The sequence below is a fragment of the Actinoplanes hulinensis genome (genome assembly GCF_019429605.1).
Classification (GTDB): domain Bacteria; phylum Actinomycetota; class Actinomycetes; order Mycobacteriales; family Micromonosporaceae; genus Actinoplanes; species Actinoplanes campanulatus.
Genome location: NZ_JAHXZI010000003.1, coordinates 393,179 through 418,116, shown reverse-complemented (window position 1 = coordinate 418,116; position 24,938 = coordinate 393,179). Strand labels below are relative to the sequence as shown.

Here is a 24,938-nt window from a genome sequence, read left to right as displayed (position 1 = left end):
ATGGAGGATCTCCTCTGCGACGCGACCGTGATCGTCCCCGCCCACGACGCGGGCGCTCAGATCGGCGCCCAGCTCGCCGCGCTCGCCGCCCAGCGGTACGACGGTGTCTGGGAGGTCCTCGTCGTGGACAACGGGTCGACCGACGACACCGCCACCGTTGCCCTGCGCTGGGCGGGCCGGCTCCCCGGGCTGCGGGTGATTCGTGAGGACAGGCTCGGCGTCAACTACGCGCGCAACGCCGGCGCCCGGGTGGCGCGGGGCGAGATCCTGGCGTTCTGCGACGCGGACGACGTGGCCACCCCGTCGTGGCTGGGCGAGCTGGTCGCGGCCTGCGCGGATGCCGACATCGCCGGCGGCTACCTCGACCAGGCGGCGCTCAACAGCCCGCGCGCGCAGGCGTCCCGGCTCGCGAACCCCACCGACCGGCTGCCGCTGATCATGGACTGGCTTCCGTACGCGACCGGCGCCTGCATGGCGGTCCGCGCCACGGTGTTCGACAAGCTCGGCGGCTTCGACGAGACGTACGCGGACGGGGGCGGCGACGACGTCGAACTCTGCCTGCGCGCCCAGTTCGCCGGGCACACCGTCGCGTTCGCGCCCGGGGCGGTGATGCGATACCGGCTGCGTGAGGGGCTGCGGCAGATCGCCCGTCAGCAGTTCGGGTACGGTCGCGCCGACGCACGCCTGTTCCGGGATTTCCGCGGGCGGGGGCTCACCGTCAACAGCACCGGTGAGGCCGCCCGGGGGTGGCTCGGACTCCTGCTCAGAGCGCATGTCCTGGGTGATCCCGACCGGGCGGGACTCTGGGTGTGTGAGGCCGCGTGGCGGGCCGGGCGGCTGCGGGGAAGCCTCCAGCAGCGGGTGTGGTGCCCGTGAGCGGCGCGTCCCGGCCGGTTCGGGCATGCCTGTCGGGCGAGGATCTCGACTGGCTCGGCGGCCGCGCCCTCTGCGTGGCGCTCGATCTGCGGACCACGGTGAGCATCTCTCCATCTGACGACTCGGGGGGTGAGCACACCCCGTGGGCCGACGCCGTATGGGACTTCCTCCGCCCGCGTGTCGAGCACCTGGCACCCGCCCCCACACCGGTCCTCGCCTCCAGCCAGGCCCCGATCGCCAGCGGGCTGTCCAGCTCGACCGCCCTCATCATGGCGATCTTCGACGTGTACGCGCCGCACGCGCCCCGCAGCGACCGGGTGCGGTGGGCGTACGAGTTCGAGTTCGCGTTCTGCAACGGCGGTGGCATGGACCAGCTCGCCATCGACCTCGGCGGTGTCACCTGTTTCGAGGGACGCCCCACCGGACTGCCACGGGTGGCCGGGCACGTCGCGTTCCCGGGCGAGTGGGCTCTGATCATCGTTGACTCACGGTCCCCGAAGTCCACCCCGGACCACATCAGGAACGTCCGCGCGCAGCAACAGGGCAATGATCCGGAGCTGGCCGCCTACATCCGCCGCTGCGACGTCGCCACCGATGTCGCCTGGGCGGCGATCGGCCGTCGCGACCTGCGAGCGCTGGGGGAGGCGATGACCGAGGCGCACCGGGCCATGCGCGATCACCAGCGGATGTCCACGCCGCTGCTGGAAGGGCTGCGCGCGCTCGCCGGCGACGCCGGGGGCCTGGCCATGAAGGTGACCGGCGCGGGCGGTGGAGGCGCTCTCGTCGGCGTCTGCCGCGCCGAGGACGCGCCGTCCGTGGCGGAGGCCATCCGGGACGCCTACCGGGCGGACGGTTCCGCCGCCGTCGTGCTGGAGACGGTCGCGGCGCCGCCGAACCATTCGTAGGCGAGCCACTGCGCGTAGTGGTGCAGCCGGAAGCGGATCTCCGGCGACACCGTGGAGGTGCCGTGCGCGGCCGGCGCCGGTCTGAGGTCGCGGACCGGAACGGGACGCACCGCCTCCGCGACGGCGAGGGCGAATTCCCGCAGCGGATACGCGGGTGGCCGTTTCGCCGTGGCTTCGCGCGTGAGGTCGCCGGCCAGCTCTCGAACGTGCAGCGGGCGCACCAGCGCGGGATGGGCGTCGGTGAGCAGAATCGGCCGGGACCGCAGCGCCTGCCACACCAGCGACCCGATCAGGCCGTCCGGTCCGCAGCCGGGCCCGTAGAGGTCGCCGTCGACCGCCCGGGGGTCGGCGCCGTCGTCCGCGATCGTCACCGCCGTGTCGCTCTCGGCGAGGTAGGCGGCGAGGTGCGCGGTCAGCGGCCGGTCGCCGGGCCGCAACGCGATGCGCCGCCGGGCCGGGGGCGGATGCAGCGGATCGCCGCGGCCGGCCTCGACCGCGCGGGCGGCGTGTTCGGCGAGTCGCCGTACGGTGGGCTCGTCGAGTTCGTCGCCGCCGCGCTGACTGGCGCCGCCCGGTCCGATCGTGCGCAGTGCCTCGGCCACGACGGGGCCGGATGACGGGCCTCCGCGGGAGAGCAGGCCCAGCGCGTAGGCCGTGAGCCGGACGTCGTGGTCCGCGGCGGCGCGAAGGCGTGCCTCCGGAGCACCGAGCAGCCGCAGCCTCGCCCCGGTCTCCAGGTGCAGCCAGTCGCCGTCCGGTGAGCGCTCCAGACATTGCGCCACACCGTTCTTCAGGAACGGCACCAGCGGCGGTGGATTCCGCATGATCCGCGGCGGCTCGTCCGGCGCCACCGACAGGAAGCACGCCGACCGGCGTGGTCCCCGGAAGGCGTTGCCCACGATGCTGGGCCCGTCCAGGTGTTCGGCCAGGTTCGGCGCCGAGACGAGGCAGCGGATCCCGGCCGCGCGCAGGTGCCGCTGCATGAGGATGTCGTCCGGCCAGCCTTCGGCCGCGTGGTCCCGGGCCATCCGCGCGTAGCCGATCGCTGTGTCGCGCGGCAGCACCAGCGCGGCGCACGGGATGTACTCGCCCACGGCGGGCACCCAGTTCGCCCCGGTCAGGGCACCGAGCCGGACCATCGCGCCGGTCCGTGAGTCCCAGATCGCGAACAGCGCCAGCGCGGCGTCCGGGGCGGCTTCGATCGCGTCCAGGATCCGCTCCCACGCGCCCTCGGCCAGCAGCATGTCGTCCTGGAGCACCAGATGGTGGGTGCTGTCCTCAGGCACCGTCCCCCAGGCGGAGATCGCGGTGCGCAGCACCGTCGGCGGGCCGTCCGGTTGGGGGTCGGACACGATCCGGAGCAGTCCGGGCGGCGCCTGTGCGGCCGTCCGGGCGCCCGCGTCGCCCCGCCCGGGGTGGGTCAGGACGGAGCCGTCGAGGCGGTACGGCCCCCGGGCCAGGCTCATGAGAGCCCGGCCCAGCGTGACCACGCGGCGACCGTGGCGAGTCCCTCGTCCAGCGTGATCGCCGGGCGGAAACCCGTCTCGGCGAGGCGTGTGCCGTCGATGCGTGTGACACGCCGGAAGAACTCCCGTTCGCGCTGTGGCCAGTTCGCACTGTCGGGAAGGTCGAGTTGCGTCTGTCCCAGCAGGTCCCGGTACCTGTCGTAGTAGTCGCCCCAGGTGGTGGCCGCCGGGCCGGCGAGCAGGAATCTGCGCCCGTCGACGGCCGGCGCCGTCACCAGGTGAGTGATCGCACCGGCGACGTCGTGCACGTGGACGACGTCGCAGGTCCCGCCGCCGCCGCTGGGCAGGCAGGCGTTGTCCGCCCGCAGCAGCCGCAGCGGCCGGACCGTCCACACCGGGCCGAACGGCCCGTACACGGCGGCGGGTTGCAGGCAGACGACCTCGGCCGGGCCGCCGGCCCGGTGCAGCGCCAGGCGCTCGGCGGCGGCCTTCTGCGCGGCGTAGGAGAGGTCGTCGGGCGCCGGCTCCAGCGCCGGCGAGTCCTCGGTCAGCACCGGGCCGGTGTCCGGCCGGTAGACGGCGGCGCTGCTCACGTGGACCACACGCCGCGCGCCGGCCCTGGCCGCGGCCGTCACCGCCGCCGCTGTGCCGTCGACCGTCACGTTCCACCGCTCCGCCGGCTCGCCGCGGCTGCCGTAGACGGCGTGGACGACCACATCGCAGCCGCGGAACGCCTCCTCCAGGGCGACGGCGTCGCGCGTGTCGGCGCGGGCGAACCGCAGCCGGTCCGGGGCGCGGTGGGCCAGCCGGGCACGGCCCGCATGCGTACGGGTCACCGCGACGACCTCGCGTGCGCCCGCGTCCAGCAGATGTTCGACGACGTGGGCGCCGATGAACCCGTTCGCCCCGGTCACCGCGACCCGCATCGCGCCCAGTGGCGACGACGGCCGGGGTGGCTCGGCCGGCTCCCAGAGCCGTGCCACGCGGGACGTCGGCCGGCAGCGGTCCAGGAGTGCCACGGTCGCCTCGGCGTCGGCGAGAGTGGCCAGCTCCGGCACCGGCTCGCCCTGGATGCCCCGTCCGAAGAGCACGAGTTGGTGACGGAAGAGCCCCGCGCGGGTGAGCAGCGCCGGGTCGGGCGCGGGAATCGGCTCCGGCGGCCGTCCGTCGATCGCCTGGTTCGCGGCGCGTTCGGTGCCGACGGTCAGGGTGCCGGCCGTGCCTTCGAAGACGATCCGGTTCTCCAGGGTCCGCAGCCGGCTCAGGGTCACCTCCGCGGTCACGTCGCCGTAGGCCACCCGGAGTTCCGCCTCGGAGGCGGCTCCCCCGTCGGTGTTGTCCGCGTAGGACAGCGGCTCACCGGGGCCGCCGAGCCAGTGGGCGAGCAGGTCGAGGATGTGCGGGCCGAGGTCGGCCAGTACGCCGCCGCCCGGTCCGGGTGAGAAGGTGAACGGGCTCGCGGCGGGCCAGGCGTAGACGGCGCCCTCCCGCCAGCGGATGCGGCGCAGGCGGCCCAGCCGGCCGGAGGCCAGTTGCGCGGCGACCCATCCGGTCGCCGGGTAGAGGCGCCGGACGTGGGCGGGGACCACCGGAGTGCCGCTCGTACGCAGCTGAGCGAGGGCGGGCACGGTCAGCGCGACAGGCTTCTCCACCAGCACGGGAGTGCCGGCGGCGGCCAGCCGCCCGGCTATCGCGGCGTGGCTGGCCGGGCCGGTGGCGACCAGCGCCGCGTCCACCCGGCCCGGAAGTTCGCCGACATCGGCGAAGACGTCCACGGGATGACCGAGCGCGCCGGCGACGGCACGCAGGCGGGACGGGTCCCGGTCGACCAGCGCGGTGACCCGGAACGGCGGGTCGGGGCTGAGCAGCGCGGGCAGGTGGCACAGTTCGGTGACCGCGCCGCAGCCGACGAGAGCGAGCCGCTTCATCGGGGGCTCCCCGCCGGGTGCACGACCCAGACGCCCGGTTCCCAGTACGTGCCGAGGTCGGCGCTCCGGTCGATGTGCAGCGGGGCGAGACCGTGCGGGAACACGTACTCGCCGGATTCGGGGAACGCCATGCCTGTCCATTGCTCCCAGTCACCCAACGTGCCGGTGATGAGCGACGAGCGGGACGCCGAGGCGCCGAGTGTGCCGCCGAGGGAGACGTGGGTGCGGATCCACGGGTCGAACGGCTCGCCGGACTCGGTGGTCCAGGCCGCGTAGCGTTCGATGGGGGTGAGCGGGTAGCGCTCCTTCCAGGTGGGGCGCAGCGGCGCCACCAGGGTGCCGAGCCCGGCGGAGGCGGCCAGGTCGCGCAGGGCCGTGAGCATGGTGAAGGCGTGCCGTCGACCGCGGTGGGCGGGCGCGACCTCGATGCCGAGCGCGCACAGCGCCGTGGCCGGGCGGCCGGAGAACCCCTCGACGATGGCGGCGTCGATGCCGGGCAGGGCCGGGTCCCACGCGACAGGGATGGAACGCGCGACCGCGAGCACCTCGTCGCTCTCGTCGTCGACGAGCGCGAGCTGATGGTCGCCGAACTCCGCGAAGAGCCGTTTCCAGTAGCCGGCCATCACGTCACCGTGCAGGTTGTACTCGGGCAGCACCCCGTCGAACAGCGCGGGGATCCGATCCCAGAGCTCGGCTCGCGAGGCGTGATCGACCACGGTCATGACGAACCCTCCACGGTGAAGGCCGGTCCGTCGCAGCCGTGGACGCGTACCGGGCCGAGCGGCGGATATGCGGTGAGAGCGGATCGGATCAGCGACGAGTGTTCGAGGATCTCGGTGCGGGGCCGGGACCGGGATCGCAGGTGGCCGTGGTGGCCCTCGGAGAACACGTTCCGGCCGTGGAACGTGTAGATGTAGAGGTGGCCCTGTCCGTGCAGATGCTGGACGGGCACCTCCCGGTGCAGGTCCATCAGCAGTTGCCAGTCCTCGCCGTAGTGTTCGTACCGGCCGGTCCGCGGGTACCGGAAACGTGCCTCGCGTGTCATCAGCATCGTCGTCGGGAGCAGCGGATACTCGGCGGCCGGCGGGCGGTTCCAGTCGATCCAGTGCAGTTCGCCGCGGGCGGCGAACAGCTGGAGGTGGTCACCGAGGAACGAGCTGTGCGCTCCCGCGGCCCGCAGCGCCGCCACCTGCACGGCGAGCCGGTCGGGATGGCTGAGGTCGTCGTCGTCCCACACACAGACCAGCTCCCCGCCGGCCGCGTCGAGCGACAGGTTGCGCAGCGCTCCGAGTCTCAGGCCCGGATCCGCGCCGATGAGCACGGCACGGTCGACGCCGTACGCGCGCAGCGAGGCCCGCAACCGGGCGGCGTAAGCCCGGTCGCCCTGCGAGACGATGACCAGCTCCCGGTCGGGGTGGCGTTGCGCGGCGAAACAGCGGATCGCGCGGTCGGCCAGCTCGGGCCGGTCCCGGGTGACCATCAGGCAGCTCACCGACGAGCTCAAGAGGCCACCGCCTCCCACACGATCGCGGCCGGCATGTTCTTCCAGGCCGCCATGGCCGCGTCGGCGACCTTCTCCTCGTAGCCGCCGGGCGGCAACGGGCCCGCGAACAACGGCTCCCGGCAGGTGCGCACGACGAGCCCGTGGTCGGCGAAGGCCGCGAGGTAGTCGCTCGCGAGGTGCACGTGGTAGGGCACGAACCCCAGGCCGCCCTCCGGGCGTACGAACATCGCCGGTCCCTGCAACAGCGTCATGAACGGGTGCGGGTCGGTGACGATCAGGCGGCCGCCCGGTACGAGGACCCGGCGCAGCTCCCCGACAGCCCGGCCCAGCTCGGCCACGTGGGCGAGCGCGAGCGCGCAGACGACCACGTCGAACGACGCGTCCGGCAGCGGCAGCTTCTCCAGGGAGCCGGTCTCGAACCGGGCGGCGGGCACCTTCTCGGCCGCCTTGGCGAGCATCTGGGGCGACTGGTCGACGCCGACCACGTCGTGGCCGAGCGCGCTGAGCCGGGCCGCGTGCCGCCCGGTGCCGCAGGCCGCGTCGAGCGCGTATCCGGGTGGCAGTCCGGCCATCAGGTCGGCGACCACGGGTTCCTCGGCGGCGATGACGAAGTTCGGCAGCGTGTCGTAGCGAGCGGCCCATGCGGCGTACCCCTCCACCGGGGCGAACTCGGTGAGCGGCTTGCCGGCGGGCGGCCCGGCCGGCTCGGGCTGCGCGAGGCGGCGCAGTTCGGCGGTGCGGGCGGCCACGAAACCGTCGTCCGCGGTGGTCGCGGTGCGCAGCAGGGCCAGCCCCACGACGCCCATCGTCAATTCACGAATGCGAGCTCGATGCGCCATCCCGCTTCCATCCATCCGATATCAATAGATCATGACTTCTCATGAAATTGAGGGCTATTTCGGTCGAGAGAGTGTGGCGGTGGACGAGACCATCCGCATCCATGCCTCGACCACCGCGCCACGCTTCCGGGTCGACTTCTTCAAGCTCGGAGCCAAGCCGCGGTACGCCGGGAGCACGCCCTGGCTGCCGGGGCGGTACCGGCCCCGGCCGCTCGCCGGAGGCCGCGCCGATCCCTCGGTGGACTGGGGCTGGGACGCCTACCCCTTCACTCCCGCCGGCGACTGGGAGCCCGGCCTGTACGCCGCCTTCTTCGAGACCACCGACGTCACGCCGGCCCTGCGGCCCCTGAAGGGCTTCGGCCGCGACAGCCTGGTGGTACGCCCGCACCGCGCGGAGAACCGTGTGCTCTGCAAGGTCTCGACGTTCACCAGGCACGCCTACAACCGTGGCGACGGCGCCGGCTTCACCGGCGGGGCCAGCCTCTACGACGACCCGGTCCACATCCCCGGGCAGGGACACAAGGTCAGCTTCCGCCGGGCGGGCGGCATCGACTTCCTCGCGTACTGGGACGCGCCGTTCCTCGCCTGGCTCGAGAACAACGGGTACACCGTGGACCTCTGCACCGACCGGGACCTGCACGAGGACCCGGACCTGCTCACCGGCTACCGCCTGCTGCTGAGCGTCGGGCACGACGAGTACTGGAGCGCCGAGATGCGCACGCACACGACGGCCTTCGCCGGGAACGGCGGCAACGTGGCCTTCCTGAGCGGCAACACCTGCTGGTGGCGGGTACGGGTGACCGACGGCGGCACCGCCTTCGTCTCCGACACCGACCATCGCGTCGGCGACATCTGTCCGCGGCTGCCCGCGCCGGACCTGTGGTGGACGATCACGCCGGAGAACGCGCTGACCGGCGTCAGCTTCCGCAACGGCGGCATGTGGCCGGGCGGCTGGCCCGGCGACCGGCCACGCACCGGTTTCACCGTGCAGCACGCGGACCACTGGGCCTTCGCCGGCACGGGCCTGCGCGACGGCGACCGGCTCGGCGAGGGCACCCCGCTGATCGGGTACGAGTGCGACGGCGCCGCGTTCGTCCGCGACGAGCGTGGTGTCGCACGTCCAAGCGGTGTCGACGGCACCCCACCGGACTTCACGATCCTCGGCATCGCCGAACTGACCCCGGTCCACGACGACCTCCACCACCCGCGCGCGGGCCACTGGAACTGCGCCGAACGCGAGGCGGACGGACCCCGGGCGGCCACCATGGGCGTACACACCCTGGGCGCCGGCACGGTCTTCACCGGCGCGTCCACCGACTGGCCGGTGGTGACCGCGAGCGGCGCCGCTCCCGCGGTCGAACAGGTCACCCGCAACGTGCTGGACCGGCTGGGCGGCTGAGGTCACAGCAGCTCCCGCGCCAGCGGCACGACCTCGTCCAGACCGCCGATGCGCCACACCGCGCTCGCGCGTGGGGGCAGCGTCTGACCGGCCCGCTCGGCGGCACGCCACAGCAGCGCGGCGGGCATGCCGATCGCACGGGGCCCGGCGACGTCCGGGCCCCACATGTCACCGACGAACAACGCCTTCTCGGGTACGAGCCCGCAGGCCCCGAGGGTCGCCCGGTAGATGCGTGGATCCGGCTTGCGCATGCCGGCCCGGGCCGAGGTCACCGCGACGGTGAACTGTCCGTCGAGGCCGCTCTCCCGCAGCGCCGCGTCCAGGTCCCAATGCCAGTTGGAGCAGACCGCCGTCCGGAAACCCCGGCGGCGCAGTTCGGTGAGAGTGGGCAGCGCGTCGGCGTACCGTTGCATGGTCATGGCCTTGGTCTCCCGGTCGAGATCGGCGACCAGGGCGTCGGCGCGTGATTCGGGCACACCACATCGGACGGCATGCGTACGCCACCGGCTCAGCTCCCAGCGCCGGTAGGTCCGTTCCGTGCGGGACGCGTCCTCGTGGCACTCGCCGTCCGCGGGCGAGTGGTCCCAGGACTCGCCCCACGCCGCGGCGAGTTCGGCGAGGCCGTGCCGGGCGAACACCTCGCGATGCGAGCGCCAGGCGCCGGGCCGGGCCAGGGTCCCGTTGAAGTCGAACACCACGCCACGCGGCATCAGAATCGTCCACAGCGGTTGGGGAAGTAGTCCTCGAGACCTCCCTCGCGCCAGATGTCGACGGTGGCGCAGTGCAGGCCGCCACCGAACGGTCCCACCGCGCGGAACGGCACCGGCACGACCTCCATGCCGAGGCCGTCGAGCTGTTCGGCGAGGCGTACCTCCTCGGCCTCGACGCACACCGTCCTCGGGTCGAGGTTGAGGATGTTGACCGCGAGCCAGGGGCTGCAGAACGACAGCCGGGGGTGGTGCTTCCAGCTGGCCGGCTGCACGGCCTCGACCACCTGCCAGTCGTTGACCTCGAAGTACTTCACCAGCTCCGGGTCGGCGGGGCGCTCGCCGTTGTGCAGCACCAGACCGGGACGCAGCGGCACCCAGGTCGCGTCGATGTGCAGTGGATGGGTGTTGGTGAAGGTCACCTCGTGCACCCGATGGTCCGGGAAGTGCCGGCGCAGCCAGTCCACGCCTTTGCGGTTGGTGACCAGCGACAGCTGGACGAACAGGTCCACGCCGAAGCGGGCGATGTCGGCCGCGTCGAACAGCGGCTCCTCCTCGGTGAGCACGAGGTCGTGCTCGGCCACCCGGGCGAGCTGTTCCGCCTTGGACAGCGTCTGGTACTCGCTCCAGAAACCCGGCGTGAAGCTGGCGTCGGTGAGCCGGGGCTTGGGCGCGGCCTCCCACCGCATGTCCGGGTCCGCTTCGAACAGTTCCTGCAGTACCGGCCGATAGCACAGGTACTCGAACCAGCGGCTGCGGTAGCACATGGTGGCCTCGAGGATCTCGTTGCCGACCGTGATGAGCACGTCCCGGGGCGGCATGCAGCCGAAGCCGGTCGGATGCTCCCAGTCCGGGGTGGACACCGGTTGCGAGAAGTCGATCGGGGTGGGCCGGGAGACCTGGATGCCGCGCGCGGCCAGCTGGACCGCGAACGCGTCGAGCTGCTCGTTCGCGGCCGCGGTCATCTCCTCGGGCATCGGCCCGTAGGTGCCGAGCGGGAAGCCATCGGCCGGGAAGTCCCGTTGCACGGCCGGCTCGGGCGCCTGCACCATCGTGCCGTCGGCGCGCCCGACCAGCACATGCCGCAGCGGGTCCCATCCGTTCCATGAGTTCACTCGCACAGTCGTGTCTCCCTCGGCGATTGCAGAGAAATGGCTCGGCGCTTTCAGATGAAGAGGTCGTGGTCCTGCTCGAGCACCGGCTGGACCCGGCCGTCGGCGATCTCGTCGAGCTCGAGGTTGGACGCGTGCCGGGCGCAGTGGAACCGGCAGTCACGCGACGGGTCGATGATGCCGCGGTCGGAGCGGCGCCAGATGTCCGGCAACGGCTCGGTCACGGCGTCACCGAGCCGGGCGGCCGGATTGCCCCGGTGGTAGGGACAGACGTAGACGCCCGACGGGGTCACCAGGGTGCGCAGCTCCGTCACACCGCAGCGGTGGTACTCCTTGGGCTGCACCGGACCGGCGCGGCGCTGAACGGAGTCGATCGTCGACGAGTTCACGACCTCGAAGCCGTCACCGGCCAGCCGGCGTGCCGCATCGATCTGCGCGTTCACCTCCCGCAGGATCTCCGGGCTCAGGTCGATGAGGTGATGCTCGTCGTCGAATTGGGCCTTCACCTCGAAGAAGTCGCAACCGATGTCGCGCGCCAGCTCCGCGGCGGCCAGGATCTCGCCGTGATTGCCCTCGATCACGCCGTCCGGCCCGCTCCTGACGATCACCAGGTAGGAGTAGCCGAGCGCGCCCTTCTTCACCTCGGCCAGCTTGCGCATGTTGTCGATCACCCGGTCGAAAGCGCTGCCGCCCCGGCGGTCAGGGCGCACCAGCCGGAAGGTCTCCGGGGTGGCGGCATCGACCGAGACCCGGACCCAGTCCGCGTACGCGGCGAGCTCGTCGAGGTTGTGGTCGATCATCGTGCCGTTGGTGACCACGCCGACCGCGATGCCGGCCTCACCGAGCGTGGTGATGACCCGGCGCGTGCCGCGATGCGCCAGCGGTTCCCCACCGCCGATCAGGATGACCGCGCGCACATCGAGCTCCACCAGCTCTCCGGCGAGTTCGGCGAGCCGCTCCGGCGAGAAACGTCCCTGGTTCAGCAACTTGCCGCTGATGCATTCAGGACAGGCCAGGTCGCAGAAAGTGGTGGGGTCGAGGTCGACTACGAGCGGGCCGGCCGACCGCCGGCCGGTCGCGACCCGGGCGACCACCGGAAAGATGCTGGGCTGGTAGAGCTTGGCCACCAGGTCCATCCGGTCAATGGTCACGCGCTTGCCGCCCTTCACAGAAATGAATCCGCATAAACAGTCGCGGAACTGAGAGTCATCCGGCGACCCAACCCTAGAGACCGCCGGAGAACCGGCGTAGCGGTTCCGAAAAGTTGCGGTCAGCGGCGGGGAATTGCCGGAATCCGGGTGGCGGCCGGTTACGATCCCTCGCGAAAACGCGTTTGACAGGAGGCGAATACAACCGCTTGACCTGGGTATACCCCGCATCTTTCCCGGTCAGGAATGTCGGAGGATTGCCAAACGACCGACATTTCGGCTGTTGTACACGATGCCACGGAGATTGCCGGGAGTAGGGGTCGTCAATAGTTTCCGGGCGCATATCCCCCGGCAATAACTGCCATACGCTCACACCGTGGAACTGGACCCGAAGACGCAACGGTGGACACTCACCCGGCTGCCTCCCGGCACCGAGATCCTCGCCGTCGAGGAGCTACGCGGCGGCTGGTCCTCCCTCGTCCGCGGCCTGCACACCAGCGACGGGGACTACGTCCTGCGCAGCATGACGCGCCCCGAACTGGCCGAGCGCGCTCACGACATGCTGACCCGGGAGACGCTCGTCCTGCGCATGCTGGAATCGGCCGGCTTCCCCGCGCCGCGCACGCTCGGCACCGACCTGTCCGGTGACCAGTGCGGATGGCCGTCACTGCTGATGACACGGTTGCCGGGCCGAGTCGAGATCGGCGACGACGGCGCGGCGGGCACGCGGGCGCTCGCGCTGGCCCGCCGGCTCGCCGCGATCCACCGGCTCCGGTCACCGTCGCCGCTGCCGGAATACGTTCCGTGGGCCTGGCCCGGCGAGATCAAATACCCCGAGCACACCGTCCACGCCGAACTGTGGCGCCGAGCCGAAGACCTGATCACGAGGAATCCGCCGCGCTACCCGGGCCGGTTCCTGCACCGCGACTTCCACCCGGGCAACGTCCTCTTCGACGACACGGGCGCCCTCACCGGCGTCATCGACTGGACGGAGTCCTCGCACGGACCGGCCGACCTGGACGTCGCCCACTGCGCGACGATGCTGGCGCTGCTGCACGGCGACGCGCTCTCCGACGCGTTCGTGGACGCCTACCGCGCGGCCGGCGGGCAGGTCGCGACGGATCGCGCCACCCACCTCTACTGGCGGCTGCTGGACGCCCTGTCATTCGCACCCGACGCGCCCAACGCCGGGGAGGCGTGGCGCGGACTCGGCCGCCACGACCTGACCCCCGACGTGCTCGCCCGCGCGCTCGAACGCCACCTCGGCCATCTGATCCGCACGTTCGGTTGAACAGGATCACCCCAGCGGTCCCACGAGTCCGTTCCGGGCAGCGCTCCCGCTCAGATCACCCGCCAGGCCGCGAGCGAGGCTCTCCGGCGTACGCTACGGGCCGACCAGCGGCGGGAGCGGTGATACCGCCACCGGAGTCGACTGGTCCCACGCGCCGCCGTTACCCAACTGACCGACGATGTTGAGGCCCCAGCAGTAGGTTCTGGTGTCGCTGCCCAGGCCGCAGGTGTATTGGAGACCGGCGTCGATCTGGGTGAAGGTCACCCCGTTGGGGGCGGCCACCGGCACCGGAGTCAGCTGGTTCTCCGTGTCGCCGTTGCCCAGCTGACCGGTGGCGCCGCCGCCCCAGCAGTAGGTCTTGGTGTCGCTGCCCAGCCCGCACGTGTGAGCCCAGCCGGCGGTGAGTTGCGTGAAGCTCACCCCATTCGGGGCGGTGACCGCCACCGGAGTCGGATGGTCCGCGGTGTCGCCGGTTCCCAACTGCCCGTTGTAGTTGCTGCCCCAGCAGTAGGTTGTGGTGTCGCTGCCCAGCCCGCACGTGTGGTCGGTGCCAGCGGTGAGATAGGTGAAGCTCACCCCGTTGGGGGCGGCCACCGCCACCGGAGTCAACTGGTCCTCCGTGCCGCCGTTACCCAGCGGACCCCACCGGCCGAGGCCCCAGCAGTAGGTTGTGGTGTCGCTGCCCAGCCCGCATGTGTGGTTGGCGCCGGCGGTGAGCTGGGTGAAGCTCACTCCGCCCGGGGCGGCCACCGGCACCGAAGTCAACTGGTCCTCCGTGCCGCCGTTGCCCAGCTGACCGTAGTCGCCGGCGCCCCAGCAGTAGGTTGTGGTGTCGCTGCCCAGCCCGCACGTGTGACTGATACCGGCGGTCAGCTGGGTGAAGCTCACCCCGCCCGGGGCGAGCACCGGCACCGGAGTCAACTGGTCCTCCGTGCCGCCGTTACCCAGCTTGCCGTCCCAGCCGCTGCCCCAGCAGTAAGTTGTGGTGTCGCTGCCCAGCCCGCACGTGTGGTACCAGCCGGCGGTGAGCTGCGTGAAGCTCACCCCGTCCGGGGTGGTGACCGGCACTGGAGTCGGATGGTCCGCGGTGTCGCCGTTGCCCAGCTGACCGTAGTAGCCGGCGCCCCAGCAGTAGGTCTTGGCGTCGCTGTCCAGCCCACACGTGTGGTCCTCGCCGGCAGTCACCTGCACGAGCTGCGCGCTGGGTCCAGGTGTAGGTCCCGGGTCAGGAGCTTCGACCTTGAGCGTGAGGTTCGCGGTCGTGGTCCGGCGTTTGGTGTCGGTGAACCGCACGGTGATGGTGGTGGTGCCCGCTTCTGTTGCGGTGCCGGTGATCAGCCCGGCGGTGCTCAGTGACAGGCCGGTCGGCAGGGTGCCGGCGGCGACCGACCAGGTGCCGGCGCGTTTGTCCGATGTGGCCAGCTGTGCACGGTAGGCGGTGTCGAGTTCCGCGGCCGGCAGTGAGCGGGTGGCGATGACCGGCGGGCCATCGACCACGGTGAGGGCCATCTGGCGGTCGGTGTGCTGCGGCACGTAGTCGGTGAACCGGACTTTGAAGCGCCGGCTGCCGACCGCGGTGGGCGTGCCGGAGATCAATCCGCTCGCCGAGAGCCGCAGCCCCGCGGGCAGCGTCCCGGACGCCAGCTTCCAGCTGCCCCGGCGGCCCGCGGTGAGCTTCAACCGTGCCTGGTAGGGACGACCGGTAGCGGCCGCCGGAAGCGTCTTGGTGGCGATGACCGCCTTCTTGGGCGGGGCGGGCACGTAGAGCAGCCGGTTGGGCGAACCGACGGTGTCGCGTACCTTGCCCGTCGTGGCCTGCCGGACCAGCGCGTCCCGGACCGCCCCCGGCGACAGCCCGGGGTTCGCGGCGAGCAGCAGCGCGGCGGCCCCCGCGACGTGCGGGGAAGCCATGGAGGTACCGCTCTTGGTGGCGGTCGCCGTGTTGCTGTACACGCCCGCTGACGTGATGTCGACCCCGGGCGCGAAGATGTCGACGCAGCTGCCGTAGTCGGAGAAGGACGCTCGCCGGTCACGGTAGTCGGTCGCGGCGACCGTGATGGCGGGCTTCAGCCCGGACGGGCTGCCGTAGCAGGCGTTCTCGTCCTCATTGCCCGCGGCGACGACGTAGGTGATGCCGCTGTCGATGGAGTTCTTGACCGCGGCGTCGATGGCGGCGCTGTAGGAGCCGCCCAGGCTCATGTTCGCCACTGCCGGATGGATCGCGTTCTCGGTCACCCAGTCGATGCCGGCGACGACGTCGCTGTTCCAGCCGCTGCCCTCGCAGTCGAGCACCCGGACGGAGACCAGGCGGGCGCTCTTGGCGACGCCGTACCGGGCCCCGCCGATGCTGCCCGCCACGTGCGTGCCGTGGCCGTCACAGTCGGCGGCGTTCGCGTCGTCGTCGACGAAGTCGTAGCCGGAACTCGCCCGTCCGCCGAACTCGCGGTGCGAGGTCCGGATACCTGTGTCGATGACGTACGCCCGCACGCCGGCTCCGCCGCTCGACGGCGTGTAGGTGCCGGACAGTTTCGACGATCGTGCGTCGATCCGGTCGAGCGACCACGGCGCTTTGCGCTGGGTCGCCGAAAGCCGGACGCGCCGGTCGCGCTCCACGACCGCCACCGACGGGTCCGCCGCGAGCCGGCGTGCCTGACTTGCCGACAGCGAGGCGGTGAAGCCCGGCGTGCCCGCGCCGAACACCCGGTCGACCCGGCCGCCCGCCAGCGCGCGGGCCGCCCCGGAGACACCCTGCGCAAAGGCCCGGTCGCGGCGCAGCATCACGATGTAACGCCCCGGCGCTGTCCCACCGGCGTCCTGGGCGGAAGCGAACACCGCCGCGGCCGGGGCTGCCGCCGTTCCGAGCAGGGTGACGGCCACCGCCGATCCCAGCACCTGAGAGATGCGGAATCCGAACCGACCGGGACGATGCGACATCGATGGCCACCTCAACCTGAACACGGGATGTGAGCGCGTGACGGAGACACCGCGAAAGATGCCCCCAGGGGGATGCACCCACGATGTCCGCGGTCCGGCGCCTTCCCGGTACACGTCCGGGAGCAACCCCGTTGCCGCGGCCCCGGACAGAGGCAGACGAAAACGACCCGCCACCCGTGCGTAGTGGGTGGCGGGTCGTGGGGAGGGTCTCAGGCGGGGATGGGGCGGCGGCCTACCGAGAGGACGTCGAGGAGGAGGGCCGCCGTGGCGACGACGCCGAGCAGGGCCAGGCCGAGGGCGTACGACTGGAAGTGGCCGTAGATGGCGCCCATGAGCAGCGGCGGGATGAAGCCGCCGAGGCCGCCGGCCGCGCCGACGATGCCGGTGACCGCGCCGACCTGGTTGGCCGGGGCCAGCTGGGCGACCAGGGCGAAGGTGGCGCCGGAGCCGGCGCCGAGGGCGGCGGCCATCATCAGGAAGGCGATGGTGCCGAGCGGGGCCAGGCCGGGGGTGAAGGACTGCACGATCGCGCCGGCCACGACGACGCCCAGGGAGACGGCCAGGACGCGGCTGGGGGCGACCCGGTCGGAGAGCCAGCCGCCGACGGGGCGCATCACGACCGCGAGGAGGACGAAGCCGGCCATCCGGTTCGCGGCGTCGGCCTGGGTGAGGCCGTAGGCGGTCTTCAGGTATGCGGGCAGGTAGACCGAGAAGGCGACGTACCCGCCGAAGGCGACCGCGTACAGGGCGGAGGCCTGCCAGGTGACGCGCAGGCGCAGGGCCGAGCCGAGGCGGGCGCCCAGGGAGGTGGTGGGGACCACCCGGTCGGGGGCGTCGCGCAGCACCAGCCAGGAGACGCCGGCGTAGACGGCCAGGACGGTGGCGGTGATGACGAACGGGGTGGCGGTGCCGTTGGCGTCGACCAGCTTGACGGTGGTGAGGGCGCTGATCGCGGTGCCGCCCATGCCGACGCCGAAGACGCCGACCGCGAAGCCGCGGCGGGACGGCGGGAACCAGGCGTTGACGAACGGGACGCCGACCGCGAAGGCGGTGCCGCCGATGCCCAGGAAGAAGCCGCCGACCAGGAGCGAGACGAGGGCGTCGTGGCCGAACAGGCCCAGGTAGAGGACCGGGACGATGGTGGTCAGGGAGATCAGCGGGAACATGATCCGGCCGCCGTAGCGGTCGGTGAGCGCGCCGACCGGGATGCGGCCGACGGAGCCGACCACGACCGGTACGGCCACCAGCAGCGCCTGCTGGAAGGGGGTGAGGTCGAGCGCCGCCTGGAACTTGGTGGCGAGGGGGCTGAGCAGCGCCCAGGCCCAGAAGTTGACGGCGAAGCCGATCGTCGCCAGGGCGAGCATCAGCCCTGCCGAGCGGTGGCGGGCCTGGGGTGCGCTCATGATCCAACTCCATTGTCCGGTGTTCCGACAACACCAGACTTCCGGTCCGTAACCACGCCGGACAGGGACCTTGGACCCGTTCACAGGGGGCCCTGATCCCCGGGACCGTCAGCTCAGCGGAGCACGGCGACCAGGAAGTCGGAGCCCGGGCCGAAGGGCCGGAGGTCCCAGGTGCCCAGCAGCAGATCGGGGGTGAGGCCGGCGGTGGCCGCGTCGGCGAGGAACTCGTCGAACTCGTAGCCGCGCCCGGCCCCGAAGCCGATCACGGCCCGGCCGCCGTCGGCCAGGTGGGCGCTGAAGCGGCGCAGGATCTCCACCCGGCTGGACGGGCCGGCGAACGTCATCACGTTGCCGGCGCAGACGATCACGTCGTACCGGTCCGGGAGGTCGAGTTCGCTGAGGTCGCCGACCTGCCAGCGGGGGCCGGGATGCTGCGCCTGCGCTTCGGCGATCAGTTCCGGGTCCAGGTCGACGCCGGTGACGTCGTGGCCGGACGCGGCGAGGTGGCCGCCGACCCGGCCGGTGCCGCAGCCTGCGTCCAGGATCCGGGCGCCGCGCGGCACCATGGCGTCGATCATGCGGGCCTCGCCGGCCAGGTCGTCGCCGCGGGCCGCCATCTCGCGGAACCGGTCGATGTACCACCGGGAGTGGCCCGGGTTCTCCGCGATCTTCCGCAGCCAGAGGTTGTCGGTGCTGGTCATGGCGCGGTTGCTACCTCTTCTATCCGGCCGAGGGCGGCGATCGCGGCGGGGAAGCCGCGGGTGGTGACGGCGGCAAGCGCGACGGCGCGGACCTCGTCGAGGCTCGCGCCGTGCTGTGGTGCCTTGCGAACGGTGGAGCGTACCGCGTCCTCGCTCATGCTTTCACGGTAGGACGATCCGGCCGATCGGAAGGCTGAACGGCAGGCCGGACGGACGGCTGGGCCGACGGGCGGGCGGTGGAAACGGTCCGGACCACCGACGGGGCGGGCTGCGGCGCGGGGGCGGGACCCCGGCGGCCGCGGTAGACGACGTACGGCCGCCACAGGTAGGCCAGCGGCGCCGACCAGACGTGCACGAGCCGGGTGAACGGCCACATGGCCAGGAACAGGAACCCGCCGATGGCGTGCAGCTGGAACACCAGTGGCGCGTCGGCCATCAGTGACGGGTCGGGCTGGAGGTAGAAGATCTGCCGGAACCAGACAGCGAGTGTCTCCCGGTAGTCGTAGCCCTCGCCGAACAGGTTGATCACGACGGTCCCGCTCATCCCGAGCACGACCATGGCGGCAAGCGCCGCGTACAGCACCTTGTCCATGGTCGTGGTGACCCGCCGGATCCGGCCACTGACGAACCGCCGGGCGATCAGCAGCGACAGGCCGGCGACCAGCATCACGCCGGTGATCACGCCGCCGGTGACGGACACCAGGTGGTAGGTGTGCTCGGAGACGCCGACAGCCCGGGTGAGCGAGGCCGGGACGAGCAGGCCCATCGCGTGGCCGCCGATCACCCCGAAGGCGCCCAGGTGGAACAGCGGCGAGCCGAGCCGCAGCAGCCGGTTCTCGAGGATCTGGCTGGTGTGGGTGGTCCAGCCGAACTGGTCGTGCCGCCACCGCCAGATGTGCCCGCCGATGAACATGCCGATGCACACGTAGGGGACGACGATCCAGACAAGGGTGCTCACTTGCACACCTCCGCGTAGGGAGCGAGGTTGGGGCCCATGCCCACCGCGTCGAGACCGACCGTCTCGACCGGCGGGCCGTCGAAGGCCAGGGCGGTGAGGGCTTCCCGGTCCGCGTCGGTGAGCTGCGGCAACAGCTCACCGACGACATCAAGGACCATGGCGTACGGCGTACGCGTCTCGTGCAGTGCGGCCCGCAGCAGTTCGATGCCCTGGCGGTGCTGGCGCAGCGGGGCCTCGCCGTCGCCAGGCCCGGCGGTGGCCGCGAATTCGAGCACGATCGGCAGCAGGTCGGGCAGTTCCCCGTCGGCGAGCCGAAGCCCGTGCGCCCGGTAGCGCTGTTTGAGCATGAGCAGTGCCATGCCCCGCTTGCGGGTGTCGCCGTGCAGGTAGTAGGTCAGGTAGAGCCCGGAGCGGCGGCGCAGGTCGAAGGTCTGCACGTAGTGCCGCTGCACCTCGATCGGGCTCGTGGTGAGCAGCCAGTCGACGAAGCTCTCCAGGCCGTCGACACCGGCCGCGGCGGCGCGCAGTTCGTCGCCGGCCGCGAGCAGTTCGTCGTCGGGGTAGGTGAGCAGCAGTGACGTGAGCTGGAAGATCCGTGAGCGGTCCATGGGTCAGGGCCTCCGCGTGCTGAGGATGACCGGCACCGGGCCGCCGCCCATGCCGGGGCCGCCCTCGCCGTCGAGGGAGCAGCCGCCGAGGTCCTCCAGCGCGGCCGCGGTCTTGGCGTGGGCGGCTGGGATGACGTACCGCTCGTCGTATTTGGCGATGGCGAGCAGCCGGTACATGGCCTCGACCTGGTCGGCGGTCATGCCGATGCCGTCCAGCAGTTCGTCCGCGACGGTGCCGTCGAGGGTGCGGGCCCGCATGTAGGCGCGCATGGCGGCCAGTTTCATCAGCACTCCCCCGGCCACCGCGGTGTCGCCGGCGGTGAACAGCGACGCCAGGTATTCGACGGGGATCCGCAGGTCCTCGATGGTGTGGAAGATGTCGTCGGCGTCGGTGTCGTCGCGGCCGGCGGCGCCCGCCGCGTCCAGCACCGGCGACAGCGGCGGCACGTACCAGACCATCGGCAGGGTGCGGTATTCCGGGTGCAGCGGCAGGGCGATCCGGTACTCGCTGATCAGCTTCCAGACCGGGGAGGCCATGGCCGCCTCGATCCACTCCTCCGGGTGGCCGGCTTCGCGGGCGGCCTGCTGCACGGCCGGGTCGAAGGGGTCGAGGAAGACGCCGCGCTGGGCGTCCAGCAGCTCCTCCTCGGGCACGGTCGCCGCGGCGAGGACGGCATCCTCGTCGTACCACAGAATGCCGAGGTAGCGGAGGCGGCCGACGCAGGTCTCCGAGCAGATGGTGGGCTGACCGGCCTCGATGCGCGGGAAGCAGAAGGTGCACTTCTCGGCCTTGCCGGTGGCATGGTTGACGTAGACCTTCTTGTACGGGCACGCCGACACGCACATCCGCCAGCCGCGGCAGCGGTCCTGGTCGACCAGGACGATGCCGTCCTCCTCGCGCTTGTACATGGCGCCGGACGGACAGGCCGACACGCACGCCGGGTTGAGGCAGTGCTCGCAGATCCGCGGCAGGTGGAACATGAAGGTCTTCTCGAACTCGAACTTGACCTTGTCGGCCAGGCCGCGCAGGTTCGGGTCCTGGTCCATGGTGCCGCCGCCGAGCGAGTCCTCCCAGTTGGCACCCCACTCGATCGACATGGGCTCGCCGGTCAGTTTGGAGTAGGGCTTCTTGACCGGGGTGTCGGTGAGCCCGCCCGGCGCGCTGACCAGGATGTCCTTGTCGAAGGTGGCCGGCTCGTAGTAGTCGTCGATGGTCGGCAGGTCCGGGTTGGCGAAGATCTTTCCCAAGCGGGCGAGACGGCCGCCGGAGCGGAGCACCAGACGGCCCTTGCCGTCGAGTTTCCAGCCGCCCTTCCAACGTTCCTGGTCCTCGTAGTGCTTGGGGTAGCCGATGCCCGGCTTGGTCTCGACGTTGTTGAACCAGACGTACTCGGTGCCCTCCCGGTTGGTCCACGTCTGCTTGCACGTGACCGAGCAGGTGTGGCAGCCGATGCACTTGTCCAGGTTCATCACCATGGCGACCTGCGCTCTGATGCGCATCAGTACTCCACCTCCTGCGTGCGGCGGCGGATCACGGTGATCTCGTCGCGCTGGCTGCCGATCGGGCCGTAGTAGTTGAAGGCGTAGGTGAGCTGGGCGTGCCCGCCGGCCAGGTGGGTGGGCTTGACCAGCAGCCGGGTCATCGAGTTGTGGTAGCCGCCGCGCCGCTTCGACTTCTCGGCCTTGGGAACGTTCACCGTGCGCTCCGGCGAGTGGTACTGGAAGACGGTGCCCTCGGGCATCCGGTGGCTGACCACGGCACGGGCCACCACCAGGCCGTTGCGGTTGTGGGCCTCGATCCACTCGTTGTCGCGTACCCCGATCTTGGCGGCGTCCTGGACGCTCATCCAGATGACCGGGCCGCCGCGGGACAGGGCGAGCATCAGCTCGTTGTCGTGGTACATCGAGTGGATCGACCACTTGGCGTGCGGGGTCAGGAACCGGACGGTCACTCCCCCGTCGACGGCGTCGCCGGGCTTGCCGAAGTGGCGGGCCATGTTCAGCGGCGGCCGGAAGGCGGGCAGTTGCTCGCCCAGCTCGGCGACCCAGTCGTGTTCGACGAAGAAGTGCTGGCGGCCGGTGATGGTGTGCCACGGCTTGAGCCGCTCGACGTTGATGGTGAACGGCGAGTAGCGGCGGCCGCCCTTCTCCGAGCCGGACCACTCCGGGCTGGTGAAGACCGGCTGCGGCGCCTCCTGGGTCTCGGAGTAGGTGACCCGGTCGTTCTCGTGGCCCTCGATCAGGTCGGTGAACCGCTGGCCGGTGCGCTTCTCCAGCTCCTGGAAGCCGGCGTGCGCGACCCGGCCGTTGGTGGTGCCGGAGAAGGCGAGGATCGCCTCGCACATCCGGTCGGCGGTGGCCAGCGAGGGCCGCCCGTCGATCACCCCGTTCTGGTGCTTCAGGTAGTCGACCTCCGGCTTCACGTCGACCGTGATCGCCTTGGTGGTGGTGCCGAGCTTCTCCATGAGCGGGCCGACCGTACGCATCTTCTTACCGATGAGCGTGTAGTCGCGCTCGATCTCGATGAGCTTCGGCATGGTCTTTCCGGGGACCGGGTCGCACTCGCCGAACTTCCAGTCACGGACCCGGCCGCTGGGCATCGCCAGCTCGTCCGGGGTGTCGTGCTGCAACGGTGCCGCGAGCACGTCGGTGCGGGTGCCGAGATGAACGACAGCCAGCTCGCTGACCTTGTCGGCCAGGGCGAGGAACGTGTCGTAGTCGGTGTGCGCGTCGGCGGGCGGCTCGACGGCCGGGCTGAACGCGTGCACGAACGGGTGCATGTCGGTGGTCGAGATGTCGTGCTTCTCGTACCAGGTGGCGGCCGGCAGGACCACGTCGGCGTGCAGGCCGGTGTTGGTCATCCGGAAGTCGATCGCGGTGAGCAGGTCGAGCTTGCCGACCGGGGCCTCGTCACGCCACATCACGTCGCGGGGCCGGTTCTCCGGGTCGCATTCGGTCGCGGTCTCCAGAGAGGAGACACCGAGCAGGTGGCGCATGAAGTACTCGTTGCCCTTGCCGGACGAGCCGAGCAGGTTGGCCCGCCACAGGGTGAGGCAGCGGGGGAAGTTGGCCGGGTCGTCCGGGTCCTCCGCGACCGTCTTCAGCCTTCCGGCCTGGAGTTCCTCGATCACGTAGTCCTGGACGCCGACGCCCTTCTCCATGGCGGAGGCAGCGATGTCGAGCGGGTTCCGGTTGAAGAACGGGTGCCCCGGGCTCCAGCCCATCCGCTGCGCGGCGGCCACCGTGTCGGCGAACGCCATCCCCGCGAACCGCCCGGTGCCCAGCGGGGACGCCAGCTCGTCGGCCGGGACCCGCTCGTAGCGCCACTGGTCGGTGTGCAGATACCAGAACGGGGTCGACGCCTGGTGCCGCATCGGCCGCTGCCAGTCGAAGGCGAAGCTCATGTGCTGCTGGCCGGTGACCGGGCGGGCCTTCTCCTGCCCGACGTAGTGCGCCCAGCCGCCGCCGTTCACACCCTGGCAGCCGGTGAGCGTGACCAGCGAGATGAACGCTCGGTACGTCATGTCGGAGTGGAACCACTGGTTCGCGCCGGCCCCGAGGACGATCATCGACCGGCCGCGGCTGCGCTCGGCGTTGCGGGCGAACTCCCGGCCGATCTTGATCGCGAGCCGGGCCGGAACCCCGGTGATCTTCTCCTGCCAGGCCGGCGTGTTCGGGCTGTCGGCGTCGTCGTAGCCGGTCGGCCACTCGCCCGGCAGGTCGCCGCGGCGGACCCCGTACTGGGCCATGACCAGGTCGAACACGGTGGTGACCAGGTGCTCCCCGACCCGCCGGACCGGGACGCCGCGGCGGATCGTGGACCCGCCCTCGGTGTCGCCGATGTCGAAGCGGGCCAGTTCGACCTCGGCGGCGTCGTCGGACACCAGTCCCAGGGAGGGGACGACGTCACCGAGGTCGAGGTTCCAGCGGCCCGGCTCGGCGTACCGGAAGCCCAGCGAGCCGTTCGGGACGACCAGCTCACCGGTGTTCGAGTCGACCAGCACCGTCTTGTGCTCGCCCTCGGTGTGGCCCAGGTCCGCGGCGGTCAGGAAACGGTCCGCCTTACCGTCCACGATCGTCACCAGGAACGGCAGGTCGGTGAAACTACGGGCGTAGTCGGTGAAGTAGTCCACCTGCCGGTCGCGGAAGAACTCGGTCAGGACCACGTGGCCCATCGCCATGGCCAGCGCGCCGTCGGTGCCCGGGTGCGGTGCCAGCCAGTCGTCGGCGAACTTCACGTTGTCGGCGTAGTCCGGCGACACCGCCACGACCTTGGTGCCCTTGTAGCGGGCCTCGGCCAGGAAGTGCGCGTCCGGCGTACGGGTCACCGGAATGTTGGAACCCCACATCATCAGGTAGGTGGCGTTCCACCAGTCGCCGGCCTCCGGCACGTCGGTCTGGTCGCCCCAGATCTGCGGCGAGGCGATCGGCAGGTCGGCGTACCAGTCGTAGAAGCTCAGCAGGGTGCCGCCGAGCAGCGCGTGGTAGCGGGTGCCGGCCGCGAACGACGCCATCGACATGGCCGGGATCGGCGAGAACCCGACCACCCGGTCCGGCCCGAACGTCTTCACCGTGTAGACGTGCGCGGCCGCCATCAGCTCGATCGCCTCGTCCCAGGACGCCCGCACGAAACCGCCGCGCCCCCGCTGCCCCTTGTAGGCCATCGCCTTCAGCGGCGTCTCCACGATCTCGGCCCACGCGGCCACCGGGTCACCCAGCCGCTGCCGCGCCTCCCGGAACATCTCGGCCAGAACACCACGGAGGTACGGGTGACGCACCCGCGACGGCGAGTACTCGTACCAGGAGAAGGAGGCCCCACGAGGGCAGCCGCGCGGCTCGTAGTCGGGCGCGTCCGGTCCCGTCGTCGGATAGTCGGTGGCCTGGTGCTCCCAGGTGATCAGCCCGTCCTTGACGAACACGTTCCACGAGCAGGACCCGGTGCAGTTGACGCCGTGGGTGGAACGCACCACCTTGTCGTAACGCCACCGGTCGCGGTAGAACGAGTCCCACTCGTTGCCGTCGACCTGGTGCAACGTGCGCCCGTGGTCACCGATCGTCTCTCGGGTCAGAAAGCGGCGCGCGCCCAGAAGTGGGCCGGTCCCGGGGTCCAGTGACACGGTCATCGTCCTTCGTGGTGGTTCTGCCCGGCGGTCGCCCGG

19 protein-coding genes and 1 pseudogene are annotated in these 24,938 nt (G+C 71.4%); 4 read left to right on the top strand and 16 right to left on the bottom strand.

The genetic code is table 11. From position 1 onward, the window contains the following. Together KZ829_RS08240 and KZ829_RS08235 are read left to right on the top strand one after the other, a co-directional pair. Positions 1 to 876 carry a glycosyltransferase family 2 protein gene (locus KZ829_RS08240; RefSeq protein ID WP_220143236.1) on the top strand — a complete coding sequence of 292 codons (876 nt, stop codon included), beginning with the start codon at positions 1 to 3 and terminating at the stop codon, positions 874 to 876. Then, positions 873 to 1,781: a mevalonate kinase family protein gene (locus KZ829_RS08235; RefSeq protein ID WP_220143235.1), complete on the top strand. Its 909-nt coding sequence runs from the start codon at positions 873 to 875 to the stop codon at positions 1,779 to 1,781. The genes KZ829_RS08240 and KZ829_RS08235 overlap by 4 nt, the downstream gene beginning before the upstream one ends. Here KZ829_RS08235 and KZ829_RS08230 read toward each other — a convergent pair. The 5 genes from KZ829_RS08230 to KZ829_RS08210 are packed head-to-tail and all read right to left on the bottom strand — an operon-like array spanning position 1,715 to position 7,485. After that, positions 1,715 to 3,271, bottom strand: a complete 1,557-nt coding sequence (locus KZ829_RS08230) for a hypothetical protein (protein WP_220143234.1) — start codon at positions 3,269 to 3,271, stop codon at positions 1,715 to 1,717. The two genes, KZ829_RS08235 and KZ829_RS08230, sit on opposite strands and share 67 nt — an antisense overlap. Then, on the bottom strand, positions 3,244 to 5,175 hold the full coding sequence (locus KZ829_RS08225) for an NAD-dependent epimerase/dehydratase family protein (RefSeq protein WP_220143233.1): 1,932 nt from the start codon (positions 5,173 to 5,175) through the stop codon (positions 3,244 to 3,246). Before KZ829_RS08225 ends, KZ829_RS08230 begins: the two co-directional genes overlap by 28 nt. Next, a complete protein-coding gene (locus KZ829_RS08220; RefSeq protein WP_220143232.1) occupies positions 5,172 to 5,897 on the bottom strand; it encodes a hypothetical protein in 726 nt (241 codons plus the stop codon). The genes KZ829_RS08225 and KZ829_RS08220 overlap by 4 nt, the downstream gene beginning before the upstream one ends. Then, positions 5,894 to 6,679 (bottom strand): glycosyltransferase family 2 protein, encoded by a 786-nt coding sequence (locus KZ829_RS08215; RefSeq protein WP_220143231.1) that lies wholly within the window; start codon positions 6,677 to 6,679, stop codon positions 5,894 to 5,896. Before KZ829_RS08215 ends, KZ829_RS08220 begins: the two co-directional genes overlap by 4 nt. Beyond that, positions 6,676 to 7,485: a class I SAM-dependent methyltransferase gene (locus KZ829_RS08210; protein WP_220143230.1), complete on the bottom strand. Its 810-nt coding sequence runs from the start codon at positions 7,483 to 7,485 to the stop codon at positions 6,676 to 6,678. Before KZ829_RS08210 ends, KZ829_RS08215 begins: the two co-directional genes overlap by 4 nt. 112 nt (positions 7,486 to 7,597) lie before the next feature. Here KZ829_RS08210 and KZ829_RS08205 point away from each other — a divergent pair, with 112 nt between their 5' ends. Next, complete coding sequence (locus tag KZ829_RS08205; RefSeq protein WP_220143229.1) at positions 7,598 to 8,917, top strand: N,N-dimethylformamidase beta subunit family domain-containing protein; 1,320 nt, start codon at positions 7,598 to 7,600, stop codon at positions 8,915 to 8,917. Positions 8,918 to 8,919: 2 nt separating this feature from the next. Here KZ829_RS08205 and KZ829_RS08200 read toward each other — a convergent pair whose 3' ends face one another. Genes KZ829_RS08200 through KZ829_RS08190 form a run of 3 tightly spaced genes read right to left on the bottom strand, consistent with a single transcriptional unit; the run spans position 8,920 to position 11,887 of the window. Next, a complete protein-coding gene (locus tag KZ829_RS08200) occupies positions 8,920 to 9,627 on the bottom strand; it encodes an HAD family hydrolase (RefSeq protein ID WP_220143228.1) in 708 nt (235 codons plus the stop codon). Then, the gene (locus KZ829_RS08195; protein ID WP_220143227.1) at positions 9,627 to 10,745 is read right to left on the bottom strand and encodes a serine/threonine protein kinase; all 1,119 of its coding nucleotides are present in this window, start codon (positions 10,743 to 10,745) and stop codon (positions 9,627 to 9,629) included. Before KZ829_RS08195 ends, KZ829_RS08200 begins: the two co-directional genes overlap by 1 nt. 44 nt (positions 10,746 to 10,789) lie before the next feature. Further along, complete coding sequence (locus KZ829_RS08190) at positions 10,790 to 11,887, bottom strand: radical SAM protein (RefSeq protein ID WP_220143226.1); 1,098 nt, start codon at positions 11,885 to 11,887, stop codon at positions 10,790 to 10,792. Positions 11,888 to 12,260: 373 nt separating this feature from the next. On the opposite strand from KZ829_RS08190, the gene KZ829_RS08185 reads away from it, so the two are divergent. Beyond that, on the top strand, positions 12,261 to 13,175 hold the full coding sequence (locus tag KZ829_RS08185) for an aminoglycoside phosphotransferase family protein (protein WP_220143225.1): 915 nt from the start codon (positions 12,261 to 12,263) through the stop codon (positions 13,173 to 13,175). A 93-nt stretch (positions 13,176 to 13,268) separates the two neighbouring features. Here the strand turns inward: KZ829_RS08185 and KZ829_RS08180 are convergent, their stop codons facing one another. The 8 genes and pseudogenes from KZ829_RS08180 to KZ829_RS08145 form a co-directional block, all read right to left on the bottom strand. Next, positions 13,269 to 16,109, bottom strand: a complete 2,841-nt coding sequence (locus KZ829_RS08180; RefSeq protein WP_220143224.1) for an RCC1 domain-containing protein — start codon at positions 16,107 to 16,109, stop codon at positions 13,269 to 13,271. Between the two features lie 209 nt (positions 16,110 to 16,318). Next, entirely contained in the window at positions 16,319 to 17,512 is a 1,194-nt protein-coding gene (locus KZ829_RS08175) for an MFS transporter (protein WP_220143223.1), read from the bottom strand. A gap of 113 nt (positions 17,513 to 17,625) precedes the next feature. After that, positions 17,626 to 18,213 (bottom strand): class I SAM-dependent methyltransferase, encoded by a 588-nt coding sequence (locus tag KZ829_RS08170; RefSeq protein ID WP_220143222.1) that lies wholly within the window; start codon positions 18,211 to 18,213, stop codon positions 17,626 to 17,628. Continuing rightward, positions 18,210 to 18,368: pseudogene (locus tag KZ829_RS08165) on the bottom strand (carboxymuconolactone decarboxylase family protein); the annotation flags it as partial. The pseudogene KZ829_RS08165 and the gene KZ829_RS08170, both read right to left, overlap by 4 nt. Further along, complete coding sequence (gene narI / locus KZ829_RS08160) at positions 18,368 to 19,171, bottom strand: respiratory nitrate reductase subunit gamma (protein ID WP_220143221.1); 804 nt, start codon at positions 19,169 to 19,171, stop codon at positions 18,368 to 18,370. The pseudogene KZ829_RS08165 and the gene narI, both read right to left, overlap by 1 nt. Beyond that, entirely contained in the window at positions 19,168 to 19,779 is a 612-nt protein-coding gene (gene narJ / locus KZ829_RS08155; protein ID WP_220143220.1) for a nitrate reductase molybdenum cofactor assembly chaperone, read from the bottom strand. The genes narI and narJ overlap by 4 nt, the downstream gene beginning before the upstream one ends. Before the next feature lie 3 nt (positions 19,780 to 19,782). After that, the gene (gene narH / locus KZ829_RS08150; protein ID WP_220143219.1) at positions 19,783 to 21,279 is read right to left on the bottom strand and encodes a nitrate reductase subunit beta; all 1,497 of its coding nucleotides are present in this window, start codon (positions 21,277 to 21,279) and stop codon (positions 19,783 to 19,785) included. Continuing rightward, positions 21,279 to 24,902: a nitrate reductase subunit alpha gene (locus tag KZ829_RS08145; protein WP_220143218.1), complete on the bottom strand. Its 3,624-nt coding sequence runs from the start codon at positions 24,900 to 24,902 to the stop codon at positions 21,279 to 21,281. The genes narH and KZ829_RS08145 overlap by 1 nt, the downstream gene beginning before the upstream one ends. Between the last annotated feature and the right edge of the window lie 36 nt (positions 24,903 to 24,938).